Source organism: Streptomyces sp. NPDC096311 (genome assembly GCF_044763085.1).
Lineage (GTDB): Bacteria > Actinomycetota > Actinomycetes > Streptomycetales > Streptomycetaceae > Streptomyces.
This window is the reverse complement of sequence record NZ_JBIWFN010000031.1, coordinates 86,384-98,717: the sequence shown is the minus strand read 5'-3', so window position 1 is coordinate 98,717 and position 12,334 is coordinate 86,384. Positions and strand designations below refer to the sequence as shown.

The window sequence follows — 12,334 nt, the reverse complement described above, 5'->3', positions numbered from 1 at the left end:
ATATGGGAAGCGATGAGCAGCTCGATGCCGTCGAGGTCCGGCTCGGGGCCCGACTGGCCGAGCTGCGCTCCGAACACGGCTGGTCCCTCGGTGAGTTGGCGGAGCGCAGCGGGGTCAGCCGCTCCACGCTGTCCCGTGCCGAGCGGGCCGAGATCAGCCCCACGGCCTCGCTCCTGAACCGGCTGTGCGCCGTGTACGGACGCACCATGTCTCAGCTGCTCAGCGAGGTCGAGGCGGAGCCCGTCGCGGTGGTCCGGGCGGCCGACCAGACGGTCTGGGCCGACGAAGCCTCCGGATTCGTACGACGATCGGTGTCCCCGCCGCACGCCGGGCTGCGCGGCGAACTGGTCGAGGGGCGGCTCGGGGCCGGCGCCGACATCGCCTACGACCGGCCTCCCGTGCCCGGCCTTGAGCAGCACATCTGGGTCCTCGGCGGAACGCTGGAGGTGACCGTGCAGAACGTCGAACACCGGCTCGGCGCCGGGGACTGTCTGCGGCTGCGGGTGTGGGGGCCCACCCGCTTCCGGTGTCCCGGCCCCGAGAACGTACGGTACGCGCTGCTGGTGGTGCTGCCGTGATCACCGTCTCCCGGCTGGATGCCCCGCGTCTTCGCGCCTCGGTGGGCGAGTTGGCCGAGCTGCTGATCGACACCGTGGAGGGCGGGGCCTCGATCGGCTTCCTCGCCCCGTTGGAGCGGGCGACGGCCGTCGCCTGGTGGGAGGAGCGCGGGGACGCGGTGTCGGCCGGACGCCTCGCCGTGTGGGTGGCGCACACCGCGGACCGGATCCTGGGCACCGTCAGCCTCGTCTTCCCCGACAAACCCAACAGCCGCCACCGGGCCGAGCTGGTGAAGCTGATGGTGCACCGCGCAGACCGCGGACAGGGCCTCGGCCGGGGCCTTTTGGCCACGGCCGAGCACGCGGCCGCCACCGCCGGAATCACCCTCCTGCACCTGGACACCGAGACCGACAGCCCCGCCGAGTCCCTCTACCGCTCCGCGGGCTGGACCCGGCTCGGGGCGATACCCGACTACGCGGCGACGCCGTCGGGCGAGCTGCGCCCGACGACGATCTTCTACAAGCGGGTGGGAGGGAGGGTCCCCGGCGTGTGAGGAGCCGCCGCTCCCGCCGCGGCTACAACAGGGAGGTCAGGTGGCGCAGCTCCCTCACGAGAGGCGGCCTGGGGAGCGGGACGATGCCGATCTCCGGGTGGTGGGGGCGGGCGATGTGCGGGTGGACGTGGTCGATGAACGCCGGATCGACCAACGGCGCGGTGACGCGGTCGCCGCACATGTAGGTGGGTTCGAAGTGCTCGCGTACCAGTTGGATGCGCCAGTGGTCGGCGTCGTGGTACTCACCGCTGTGGGCGTGTTCGAGGAACAGGCAGTACTCGGCGACCTGGTGGCCGACCCCGGCCGCGAAACGCCACCAGAAGCGCGCCCCGCTGCTGTCGCCCGCCACGTGCAGCAGACACGCGAAGACCAGAGCGCCGGTCTTGTCCACGTACTGGCTGTCGATGAACTCGCTCAGATGACGGTCGGCGTCCGGCCCGAACAGCACCAGCAGGCTCACGGCGTTCAGGTCCCACCAGGCGCGGTCCGCGTCCGGAGTGCGGTCGTCCTCGGGGGTGGTCCACACGGCTCGGACGAGCGCGGCATCGGGGTTGCGCGGGCGGTGCCGGGCCGCCTGACGACTGCGCAGACGGGCTTCGGAGGCCGCGAGGTCGTAGTCGGCGTAACGATCCTGCGTACGCGCTTTGGCCAACAGGTCGTCGATGGTGCGGCGGTCGGACGGCAGGGTGCTCATCAGGGGTTCTTCCCGTCGGAGTGCTCCGGGCAGCGGAGTTTGAGCAGGGTGGCGAGGCGCCGCCGCCCGGTACGGAGCTGGGAGCGGACGGTGGCCTCCTCGTTGCCCATGAGTACGGCGGCTTCGGCGGCCGAGAAACCTATGCCGTAGTAGAGGAGGATCGCGTCCCGCTGCCGCTCGCTCAGGGAGCCGACCGCGACGTACAGGGCGATGGCGTCGGTGAGCGTGTCGTACGGATCCTCGGCCGGATCGGCGAGCGCCGCCTCGAATGCGGCGGTCTCCATCAGCTCCGGGCGGCGTCGGCGCTTGCGGTGCATGTCGATGATGCGGCGCTTGAGGATCGTCCAGGCGTAGCCCTCCAGGTTCTCCATCCGCAGCATCCGCGGCCAGCGGTCCATGACCTGGTCGAAGGTCAGGTCCACGGCCTCCTCCGCGTCGGCGTCGGAGCCGAGCTGGAGATAGGCGTAGCGCATGTAGTCCTGGCGGCGCTGATGGTGGAAACCCCAGTACGCCATCTGCACGGTGGGGTCCCACTGGTCGATGGGTACCACCCGCGGTGCGCCGACGGCCCCGCCGGTCTCCTCCGGCCCGCCGTCGCCGTTCACGGGACGTCCCGGGTCGACTCGGCGGAGCGGGACGGGGCGCGGGTGCCGGTCAGTCCGGTGATGCCGATCCGTACGCCGGCCGTCAGGAGCCGACGGCAGCCACGGACGACGTCCGGGCCGAACACCCTCATGCCAAGCGCGATCTCGAACAACCACGCGGCAGCGCTCTGCTGCACGGGGTCCTCCCCAGTACCTGTGCTGATCGAAGGTGCCGTGTCCCCACCCCGGCACCAGAGGCACCATCCGCCTCCACCCATGAAGCGTCCGGGGTGACCCGAACGTGCAGCCGGTGCTCGAAAAATATTACGGTCAGTATCGATCCGATTGCAGCTGGTTCAATCATCGACCATCTCGGGCGGAGAGCCGGGAGTGCCCGAACCCGCCGACCCCTGTCGATGTCAGTGCCTTTGGCTACCGTGCCTCCCATGCCGGATGCCGACGACGTACGCCGTACCGCCCTCTCCCTGCCGGACACCACGGAGAAGATCGCCTGGAGCATGCCCACCTTCCGGGTCGCGGGGAAGATGTTCGCCACGCTGCCCGAGGAGGAGACGTCCATCGCGGTGCGCTGCCCGAAGGAGGAGCGCGACGAACTCGTCCTGGCGGAGCCGGGCAAGTTCTGGATCGCCGACCACGAGGCGGGTTTCGCCTGGGTCAGGGTCCGGCTCGCCGCCCTGGAGGACGGCGACGAACTCCGCGACATCCTGGCCGACTCCTGGCGCCAGGCGGCGCCGCCCCGGCTGCTCGACGCCTACCCGGAGCTGGGACTTCCGAAAGGCCACTGACACGCGGGTCCGCACGGGGCCGCGCGGGCCTGCGCGGGGGGTACTCAGGGGCGCGGTCGGCCCGAGGCGCTCAGGAAGCCGCCGATCCGCTCCCGCAGGGATCCCGCGTCGAGGCCGTGCGCGGTCAGGTGCTCGTCGACGGTTCCGTACCGGCGCAGCTCACGCCGGCGGACGCCGAGGCCGAGGACGCGGTGGGGTACGTCGGAGAGCGCGTCGCCCACGGCGGCCGTGGACGTACCCGCCAGATACGGCTCGACGAGGACGACGTCGGTGCCCGCCGCCTCCGTGGCGCGGCGCAGGGCCTGCCCGTCGAAGGGCCGCACGGTGGCCGCGTACAGGACGGTGACGTCGAGTCCCTCCGTGGCGGCGAGTACGGCGTCGAGCATCGGTCCGACGGCGACGACGACCCCTGCGCGCCCTTCCCGGACGGTACGGAAGCGGGCCCCGTCGACCGGCAGGCCCTGCGCGTTGGACTGCACGGACAACCGCACGTACACCTTGTCGTCCCCGGCGGCGACCGCCTGCCGCAGCAGCTGCTCGGCCTCGTCCGGATGGCCGGGAACGTGCACGGTCCAGCCGTCCAGCGTGTCGAGCAGGGCCACGTCGCCGGGTGCCATGTGAGTGAAGCCTCCGGCGGGCCAGTCGAAGGACGCGGCGGCGCTCACCAGCACCGCGCCCACGTCCTGGTGTCCGAGGTCCAGCTTGACCTGCTCGAACGGCCGCTCGATGAGGAAGCTGGCGAAGGTGTGCACGACGGGCCGCAGACCGGTCAGCGCCAGGCCCGCGCCCGCCCCGACCAGGAGCTGTTCACGGATCCCGACGTTGATCACTCGATCGGGATGCCTGCGCCGGGCTTCCGTGAAACCGTCCTTGCCGATCTCGGCGAGGACGACCGCGACCCGAGGGTCCTCGTCGAGCAGCCGCGTCATGACGGGGGCGAAACGATCACGCATGGTGTCCATGGAAGGGGGTCCTTTCAGAGGCGTACGGGATGAGGAGTGGGGAGCGTCCGGAGCCGCAGATGCCTTGCATGCCTCAGGCGTCTCGGGTGCCTCAGACGTCTCGGGTGTCTCAGGCGGACTTGGGCTCGACCCGGGCGATCACCACGTGCGGGCGACCCGGGTGGGGCGCGGTGTAAGCGGCGTACAGCGCCTCGTGGTCACGGCCGTCGACGGTCAGGGCGGACCAGCCCGCGGCCTCGAACCGGGCGGTGATACCGCCAGGCCGGGCATGGCTGGCGGAGGAGTTGTCGATCACCACGGTGTGCAGCCGGTCGAGACCCGCCGGCCCGGCGTACGCGATCGCCTCGTGATTGCTGCCCTCGTCCAGCTCCGCGTCGCCGATCAGCACCCACACACGGGGCTCGCCCAGCCCCTGCGCGCGCAGGCCCAGCGCGGTGCCGACGGCGATCGGCAGTCCGTGCCCCAGCGACCCGCTGCCGATCTCGGCGCCGGGTACCAGCACCCGGTCCGGGTGGTGTCCGAGCGGTGAGTCGTACGCGCCGAAGTCGGGAAGCCACTCCACGGGCACGAAGCCCTTGGCCGCGAGCACCGCGTAGTACGCCATGGGCCCGTGCCCCTTGGAGAGCAGGAACCGGTCCCGGTCCGGATCGTGCATCCGTTCGGGCCCGATCCGCAGCACCCGGTCGTAGAGCACCCACAGCGCGTCCAGCGTGGACGTCGCCGCGGGTCCGTGCTTCTCGTCGCCGGTCATCAGCCCCATCAGGCGGGGCAGGTCCTGGTAGTGGTGGTGGCGTTCTGCCTCGATGATCGTCATGCCGACGATCGTGCAACCTCAACCAAACTTCAGGTCAAGTACCGCCTCGAAGTCTTCCCCCGCGCGGCCCCGTGGCCTCGCGCCCCGGTCGGCCCCGAATAAACGGATGCGCGACCATCGCCCCGAGTGCGGTATTGTTTCCGTGCGCGTTCGGCCAGGGGAAACCCCAGGTCAGACGGGCAACGGGACGTGGCGCAGCTTGGTAGCGCACTTGACTGGGGGTCAAGGGGTCGCAGGTTCAAATCCTGTCGTCCCGACCAGCTTCACAGCAGGTCGGAGGCCGTCTTCTCGGCGATGAGAAGACGGCTTTTTCGTGTCCGCTCCTTCACGGCCTTCCAGGAGCTACCAGGTGACGGGCGGCCCGTAGTAACAGCATCTGCGGAGGTGGCCGGCAGGACGGTCCACATCGGCCACCCGCCCCACGGACCGCTCTCTCCGCCACGAAGGCGGCCACCAGCACGAAGCTCGCGGCGGTGCTGATGGCCATGAACCACCGCACGCCACGGAATTCGTAACTGTCCAGGAGCCGGCCGACCAGGAACGGCCCGCCGAAGGCGACGAGGCCGACCCCGCCGGCCAGGAGCTCGCCGGCGGCGGGCAGACGCGCTCCTTGCCGAAGAGAGCCGCGGCCTTGACCGCGAAGGGCAAAGAAGGTCCCGGTCGGCAGGGCCGGAATCGGCAGGGCCGGAAAGAGGCACCCGGGCGCATCGAGGCAGGGGTGATCGGGCCGTCTCGGCTCAGGGGGCACACGCCTGTTCGGCCACGTCGCGCAGGCGTGCGACGTGCGCCGTTGGCCGATAAAAACGCTTGGACTGCGCGGGAGCCCTCGCGGGACACTGCGATTCCTGGCCCGCCGTACTCGCACGTGGGTGTCGCCGCGGGCCCGTCGTCGTACTCCGCCCGTCGCAGGACGACCCGAGCGAACGCGCTCACTCGAAACCGAAGCTCCACACGGCCACTGAGGCAACGGAATCTCCCCGGAGAAGCACGCGGCAGGCTGCCGCACGACCACACAGGGTTGGGATGGGATCGCCTGAATCGCGCGAGGGTTCACCGGGCAAAGGCTCGGTGCTCCTCGCCCTTCGCTATTACGGACGGGAGTTGGCCCGGCTCCGACGGCTGACCGCCCCCGCGATGCTGCTGCCCGCGCTCGGCAACATCGGCATCAACTACATCGCGCCTCTGATCGTCGCGAAGCTCGTCGGCCGGATCGCCGGTGACGCCGGCATCTCCATCGGCTCGACGCTGCCGTACGTCCTCGGCTTCGGCGGCGTCCTGCTGCTCGCGGAGATGCTGTGGCGCCTCGGCCTGCACTGCCTGAACCGTCTCGACGCCCTCGGCATCGAGCAGTTGTACGTCATCGGCATGGACGAACTGTTCGCCAAGGACGCCGCGTTCTTCCACGACAACTTCGCCGGGTCACTGACCAAGCGGGTGCTGAGCTTCGCCTCCCGCTTCGAGGAGTTCGTCGACACGATGACGTTCCAGGTCGTGGGCAGCTTCGTGCCGCTGGTGTTCGGGGCGGTGGTGCTGTGGCGCTACGAACCGCTGCTCGTCGTCGGGCTCCTGGCGATGATCGCGCTGACGGCGCTGTGCGTGTTGCCCCTCATCCGCCGCCGTCAGGCGCTCGTCGATCAGCGCGAGGAGGCGATCGCCCGGGTGTCGGGCCATGTCGCCGACAGCCTGATGAACATGGACACGGTCCGGGCGTTCGCCGCCGAGGAGCGCGAGGCCGCCGAGCACCGGTCCCGTGTCGCGGCCTCGCGGCGGCTCATGCTGAGGTCGTGGGACTACGGCAACCTGCGCATCGACACACTGGTCGCGCCGATGTCCGTGCTGACCAACGCGCTGGGCCTGCTGCTCGCGGTCGCGCTCGGCGGAGGCAGCCACGGCGTGGAGGCGGTCGTGGTCGCCTTCACGTACTACAGCAACGCGACGCGGATCATGTTCGAGTTCAACCAGATCTACCGCCGCCTGGAGAGCTCGATGACGGAGGCCGCGCAGTTCACCGAACTGCTGCTGAAGCCGCCGACCGTGCTCGACCCCAAGACGCCGGAAGCGCTGCTGTCCCGGGCCGCTGACGTCCGCTTCGAGCAGGTGACCTTCGCCCACGCGGGCGCGCAGCCGCTCTTCGAGGGACTCGACCTGGCGGTGCCCAGCGGGGCGAAGATCGGTCTCGTCGGCCGGTCCGGCGGGGGCAAGACCACGCTGGCCCGGCTGCTGTTGAGGATGACGGACATCGACTCCGGCCGCATCCTGATCGGAGGGCAGGACATCAGCAGGCTGCGCCAGGCGGACCTGCGCGGACTGATGGCCTACGTGCCGCAGGACCCGGCGATGTTCCACCGCACCCTGCGGGACAACATCGCCTTCGCCCGGCCGGACGCCACCGAGGCCGAGATTCGTCGCGCGGCCGAGGCGGCGCATGTCACGGAGTTCGCCGACGCGCTGCCGGACGGCTTCGGCACCATGGTGGGCGAGCGCGGGGTCAAACTGTCCGGCGGGCAGCGCCAGCGGGTCGCACTCGCCAGGGCGATCCTGCGCGACGCACCGATCCTGCTGCTCGACGAGGCGACCAGCGCGCTGGACTCCGAGAGCGAGATCCTCGTACAAGAAGCGCTGTGGCGGCTCATGGAGGGCCGGACGGCGCTCGTCGTGGCGCACCGACTGAGTACGGTCGCCACCATGGACCGGCTCGTCGTCCTGGACCGCGGACGCATCATCGAGCAGGGCACGCACCAGGAGTTGCTCGCGTCGGAAGGCGCCTACGCGAAGCTGTGGCAGCACCAGTCGGGCGGTTTCCTCGACGACAGCCAGGAGCCGGCCGACCTGCACTGAACGCGAACCCGGCGGGCGTGGGGTCCCCTCGCGCCCGCTCGGCGGGACCCGCTCCCCGATGCCCACTCCGGGCACCTATTGACGAAAGCCGCAGAGCCCCCTTTTCGGATGTCTTCCACGGATCTGACCACCCGTCAATGTTCGCAAGTACTCCCCATATTGACGGTCCGTCATGAGTTGGGGCGATGATACGATCGCCGCACTTGCCGAGCGGGCTATGGGCACAAAACGACTCTTCCGGCCAAACGACTCTTCTGGCCAACTGTGCGGCCCGGACGGTAAACCCTGCGCAGTGGGCTGTCGGCCCGCCGCGCTGACGGAATTCAGTAGCTGGCTGTCAGTCGCTTGAAGAGAGTCTTATGACGCAATACATGCAGGACCCGGCTCTCTGGGCTCTTATCGCTGGTACTCCGCTTGCAGCTACCGCCATTATTCGCGGAAAGCGGTCTGCGCGGAGTTTAAGGCAGGGAAATCAAGAACTCAGGGATCACTACGCTGAGCTTGAGAATCAGTATTCGGCCTCGGTGAAGAAGGCTCAGGAGCAAGCCGAAGAAGCAACGAGAACCGCGCTCAAATCGGCGATGCGGACGCTTCAGGGTCTCGCCGCCGAACAGCAGTTGGCTATTTCAAGACTGCAGAGCAAGTATGGCGAGTCGGTGATTCTCCAGGATCTCCTGGAAATCGACCACATGAACTCGCAGTTCGGGCGGCGCGCCCAGTCCATCGCGGTGCTCTGCGAAGGCTGGCTGGGACGGCAGCGTGACGTCGCGTCGGTTTACGACGTGGTCCGCAGCGCGCAGGGCAGGATCCGGCACTTCCAGCGGGTCGAAATTCTTTCGCAGGTCGATTTCGCGGTCACCAACCGGGCTGTCGAACCGGTGGCGCTGGCCCTTGCCGAACTGCTCGACAACGCCACGAGCTACTCGGCACCGGAAACCAGTGTCGAGATCAATGTCCGTGCCGTACCCAAGGGCATCTGCATCGTCGTCGACGACGCCGGTGTCGGCATGAACGAGGAGGAGAAGGCCCGAGCGGCGAAACTCCTTTCGAGTGAGCGGGCCTCGGGTGTCTCCGGGCTCGGCAATCCTCCGCAGTTCGGCTTCGCGGTGATCGGTGTGCTCTGTGAGCGCTACGGCTTCACGGTGTCCGTCGACTCGACCTCTCCCTACGGGGGTGTGCGAGCGGTGGTCCTGCTGCCGGACGAGCTGCTCACCAGCATGCCGCAACCAAAGGAGCGAGCACAGACTGTGAGCACTGTTCCCTCGCTGAACCCGAGCGGCCCGGAACCCGCCGCGGCCGTGTCCACGACCGCCGACGGTCTTCCCAAGCGCCGCCGCAGGCGGGCCATGGCCATCGTGCCGCCGAGTTCCGAAACCACGGGCGTCCCCATGACCACGGGCACCCCGATCCGCTCCGAAGAGGAGACGGCCTCGATCATGGGTGCCTTCCAGCGCGGCACGCAGTCCGGTCGAGCCGCGCTCCCGGAGCCTGCGGGCCGCACGAGCAACGCACATGACGCAAGCAGCGAAGGGCATGAGGTTTCGTGAACAACGATCTGTCATGGATGCTTGACGGCGTCCTGGAGATTCCCGGGGCTCTGCACGCGGTCCTGGTCTCCGCCGACGGGCTCTTGATGGCGTCCTCGAAGGGGGTCGGAAGGGACCACGCGGACACCGTCGCCGCCGCGATGAGCGGTGTGCAGTCACTGAGCCGCTCGATCGGGTTCTTCTGCGACGGGTCCGATCTGAAGTGGCGGCAGACGCTCGTCGAGTTCGACGGTGGCTGGGTCTTCCTGATCTCCGCCGGTGACGGCGCGTACCTCGCGGTCTCGGCCTCTCCCGACATCGAGATGGGGGAGATCACCTTCCGCATGCAGCAGCTCGTCGGCCAGCTGGGCAAGGCGCTGACGACTCCGCCGCGCGAGAACATCGGCGCACGCCAGTGACCGATTCCGAGCGGCAGGAGCCCGAGGCCGCGGAGTTAGTGCGGCCGTACGTCATCACCAATGGCCGGGACCTCCCCGACGGCGACCAGTTCTCCCTGATCACGCTGGTCACGGCGGCCGCCGACCATCAGCAGCGGCCGGCCCGGCTCTCCCCTGAGGAACAGAGCCTGCTGGAGATGTGCTCCGGTGGCTACCTCTCGGTCGCCGAGATCGCGGGACACCTGCGCCTGCCCATGGGCGTGGTGAAGATCCTTCTCAATGCCCTCGCCGAAGGCGGTTACCTCATCACGCGCGCGCCGGTGGCGCGCGCCCGCCTGGTCGACGAGCAGATTCTTCAGGAGGTGCTGGATGGTCTCCGGGCCCGTTTTGGATGAGAAGGCGTACGTCCGTGGTGGAGCGGCGCAGACCGCCGTGAAGATCCTGATCGTCGGGCACTTCGCGGTGGGCAAGACCACCTTCGTCGGGACGATGTCGGAGATTCCTCCGCTGTCCACGGAGGAGACGATGACGCAGGCCGGCGAGGAGATCGACGACCTCAAGGGCGTCCGCGGCAAGACCACCACCACGGTGGCCATGGACTTCGGACGCCTCACGATCAGTGATCACGTCGTGCTGTACCTGTTCGGTACGCCGGGCCAGCAGCGGTTCGTGCAGATGTGGGAGGACATGGCGCGCGGCGCTCTCGGGGCGCTCGTGCTGGTCGACCCCGAGCGGCTGGCGGACTCCTTCGCCGTCATCGACCTGATCGAGCAGTACGGACTCGCCTACGCCATTGCCGTGAACCACTTCGACGGCACGCCGATTCGTGGCGAAGAGGCGCTGCGTGAGGCGCTGGACCTGCTCCCCGACACCCCGGTCGTCACCTGCGACGCTCGCGACGAGAATTCATCAGCAAGCGCCCTGATCACCCTCGTTCACTATTTGCAGGACCGTGCCCGCTAGGAGCAAGCATGAACACTGAATCCACCGCACCCGTGCCACCACCCGGCTGCCCGGCTCATGCCACGGGTGAGCCGGTGCCGCTGCACGGGGCGGAGTTCGCGGCCGATCCGCAAGCCTATTACGAGTACATGCGTCACTACGGGCCGACGGCTCCGGTCGAACTCGCCCCCGGTGTCGAGGCGACCCTGGTCACGGATTACTCGGCGGCGCTCCAGCTGCTCCAGAACGCGGGTGCCTTCCGGAAGGACTCGCGTCGCTGGCGGGATTTCAACGAAGGTGAGATCAGTCCGGACAGCCCGGTGCTTCCGCTTCTGGTGTACCGGCCCAACGCCATGTTCAGTGACGGGGCCGAGCACATGCGGCTGCGGCAGGCGATCACGGACAGCTTCGCGCGTGTCGATTCGCATTGGCTGAGCCAGAGCGCCGAGCGGGTCTCCAATTACCTCATCGCTCAGTTCCACACCCGTGGCTCGGCCGATCTGCTCAACGACTACGCCAAGTTGCTGCCGCTTTTCGTTTTCAACGAACTCTTCGGCTGCCCCGCGGAGATCGGCGACCGGGTCCTCTTCGGTATATCCGGCATTTTCGACGGTGTGAATGCCGAGAAGGCGAACGAGGTACTGGGTCAGGCCGTGGGCGAGCTGGTGGCCCTCAAGCGTTCCCGGCCCGGCGACGACGTCACCTCCTGGCTGATGCAACATCAGGCGCGCCTGACCAACGAGGAGATGGCCCACCAGCTCGTCCTGCTCCTGGGCGCCGGTGCGGAGCCGCTGCGCAACCTCATCTCCAACACCCTGCACCTGCTGCTGACCAACGACCGTTACGCGGCGGGCGGGTTGATCGAAGAGGCCATCGACACCACGCTGTGGAAGAACCCGCCCATGGCGAACTACGCGCCGCACTACCCGGCGGCCGACATGGAGTTCGGGGGACAGAAGCTGGCGGCGGGCGACCTCGTGCTGGTCAGCTTCGCGGCCGCCAACACCGACCCGGCGCTCGCGGCGTCCCGGCACGCGTCGAGCAACCGCTCCCACCTGGCGTGGAGCGCGGGACCGCATGCCTGCCCGGCCAAGGACCCCGCCCGGCTCATCACCGTGACGGCCATCGAGAACCTCTTCAACCGGCTCCCCGACGTCGAACTGGCCGTACCCGAGGACAGTCTGACCTGGCGTCCGGGTCCCTTCAACCGGGCGCTGGCCGCGCTTCCGGCCCGTTTCACCCCCGTACGGGCCGCCCGGCAGCCCGACCCGCAGCACCGCCCGGAGACCACGGCGCGCAGTGACCAGGGAGGTGCGCAGGGCCGGCAGGAGCGTGGCGGGCTGTGGAGTTCGTTCCTTTCCTGGTGGAAAGCGTGAGATACGCAACAGCCGCCAACATCCTCGCACTGCATCAATATTCAACCGGAGGGGTAGGGAAGAGCGCGGCAATCGTGTTGATCACAAGTTAAGGAGGTGTCGTGGAGCCCTCGACCACCGACGCCACTTCAGCACAGCACTCCGCAGCCATGCTCCGCCCCCGACGGCAGACCTCTCAAGGGAGCTTCGACCCCCGCGCCATACCCGTCGCACCACACACGCCGGATGGCGAGATACCCGCCCGCACGGGCGGGTATCTTTTTGCCCTCCTTCCCGGGCCCAC

Annotated in this window: 14 protein-coding genes and 1 tRNA gene; 10 read left to right on the top strand and 5 right to left on the bottom strand. The window is 68.8% G+C overall.

The genetic code is table 11. The features are described 5' to 3' along the window. Nucleotides 1-2: 2 nt before the first annotated feature. Together ACIRA5_RS48440 and ACIRA5_RS48435 are read left to right on the top strand one after the other, a co-directional pair. A complete protein-coding gene (locus tag ACIRA5_RS48440; protein ID WP_403703512.1) occupies nucleotides 3-578 on the top strand; it encodes a helix-turn-helix domain-containing protein in 576 nt (191 codons plus the stop codon). Next, the gene (locus ACIRA5_RS48435) at nucleotides 578-1,111 is read left to right on the top strand and encodes a GNAT family N-acetyltransferase (protein WP_403703569.1); all 534 of its coding nucleotides are present in this window, start codon (nucleotides 578-580) and stop codon (nucleotides 1,109-1,111) included. Before ACIRA5_RS48440 ends, ACIRA5_RS48435 begins: the two co-directional genes overlap by 1 nt. A gap of 22 nt (nucleotides 1,112-1,133) precedes the next feature. Here the strand turns inward: ACIRA5_RS48435 and ACIRA5_RS48430 are convergent, their stop codons facing one another. The 3 genes from ACIRA5_RS48430 to ACIRA5_RS48420 are packed head-to-tail and all read right to left on the bottom strand — an operon-like array spanning nucleotide 1,134 to nucleotide 2,586. Then, nucleotides 1,134-1,805 (bottom strand): hypothetical protein, encoded by a 672-nt coding sequence (locus tag ACIRA5_RS48430; RefSeq protein ID WP_403703509.1) that lies wholly within the window; start codon nucleotides 1,803-1,805, stop codon nucleotides 1,134-1,136. Then, nucleotides 1,805-2,410, bottom strand: coding sequence for an RNA polymerase sigma factor (locus ACIRA5_RS48425; protein ID WP_403703506.1), 606 nt, complete (start codon nucleotides 2,408-2,410; stop codon nucleotides 1,805-1,807). The genes ACIRA5_RS48430 and ACIRA5_RS48425 overlap by 1 nt, the downstream gene beginning before the upstream one ends. After that, nucleotides 2,407-2,586, bottom strand: a complete 180-nt coding sequence (locus ACIRA5_RS48420) for a hypothetical protein (RefSeq protein WP_054232698.1) — start codon at nucleotides 2,584-2,586, stop codon at nucleotides 2,407-2,409. The genes ACIRA5_RS48425 and ACIRA5_RS48420 overlap by 4 nt, the downstream gene beginning before the upstream one ends. A 249-nt stretch (nucleotides 2,587-2,835) precedes the next feature. On the opposite strand from ACIRA5_RS48420, the gene ACIRA5_RS48415 reads away from it, so the two are divergent. Next, entirely contained in the window at nucleotides 2,836-3,195 is a 360-nt protein-coding gene (locus ACIRA5_RS48415; RefSeq protein WP_403703503.1) for an MmcQ/YjbR family DNA-binding protein, read from the top strand. 44 nt (nucleotides 3,196-3,239) lie between these two features. Here the strand turns inward: ACIRA5_RS48415 and ACIRA5_RS48410 are convergent, their stop codons facing one another. Next, complete coding sequence (locus ACIRA5_RS48410; RefSeq protein ID WP_403703500.1) at nucleotides 3,240-4,157, bottom strand: transketolase family protein; 918 nt, start codon at nucleotides 4,155-4,157, stop codon at nucleotides 3,240-3,242. A gap of 109 nt (nucleotides 4,158-4,266) precedes the next feature. Next, on the bottom strand, nucleotides 4,267-4,971 hold the full coding sequence (locus tag ACIRA5_RS48405) for a transketolase (RefSeq protein ID WP_403703497.1): 705 nt from the start codon (nucleotides 4,969-4,971) through the stop codon (nucleotides 4,267-4,269). Between the two features lie 183 nt (nucleotides 4,972-5,154). Here ACIRA5_RS48405 and ACIRA5_RS48400 point away from each other — a divergent pair. From ACIRA5_RS48400 to ACIRA5_RS48370, 7 genes are all read left to right on the top strand, one after another. Continuing rightward, nucleotides 5,155-5,231 (top strand) — tRNA-Pro (locus tag ACIRA5_RS48400). Nucleotides 5,232-5,994: 763 nt separating this feature from the next. Next, on the top strand, nucleotides 5,995-7,809 hold the full coding sequence (locus ACIRA5_RS48395; protein ID WP_403703494.1) for an ABC transporter ATP-binding protein: 1,815 nt from the start codon (nucleotides 5,995-5,997) through the stop codon (nucleotides 7,807-7,809). Between the two features lie 359 nt (nucleotides 7,810-8,168). Continuing rightward, on the top strand, nucleotides 8,169-9,356 hold the full coding sequence (locus ACIRA5_RS48390) for an ATP-binding protein (protein WP_352051175.1): 1,188 nt from the start codon (nucleotides 8,169-8,171) through the stop codon (nucleotides 9,354-9,356). After that, entirely contained in the window at nucleotides 9,353-9,754 is a 402-nt protein-coding gene (locus ACIRA5_RS48385; protein WP_382131405.1) for a roadblock/LC7 domain-containing protein, read from the top strand. The genes ACIRA5_RS48390 and ACIRA5_RS48385 overlap by 4 nt, the downstream gene beginning before the upstream one ends. Continuing rightward, nucleotides 9,751-10,128, top strand: coding sequence for a DUF742 domain-containing protein (locus ACIRA5_RS48380; RefSeq protein ID WP_054232691.1), 378 nt, complete (start codon nucleotides 9,751-9,753; stop codon nucleotides 10,126-10,128). The genes ACIRA5_RS48385 and ACIRA5_RS48380 overlap by 4 nt, the downstream gene beginning before the upstream one ends. Continuing rightward, a complete protein-coding gene (locus ACIRA5_RS48375; RefSeq protein WP_054232690.1) occupies nucleotides 10,103-10,696 on the top strand; it encodes an ATP/GTP-binding protein in 594 nt (197 codons plus the stop codon). The genes ACIRA5_RS48380 and ACIRA5_RS48375 overlap by 26 nt, the downstream gene beginning before the upstream one ends. Before the next feature lie 8 nt (nucleotides 10,697-10,704). After that, a complete protein-coding gene (locus ACIRA5_RS48370) occupies nucleotides 10,705-12,051 on the top strand; it encodes a cytochrome P450 (RefSeq protein WP_403703489.1) in 1,347 nt (448 codons plus the stop codon). The last annotated feature ends 283 nt before the right edge of the window (nucleotides 12,052-12,334 follow it).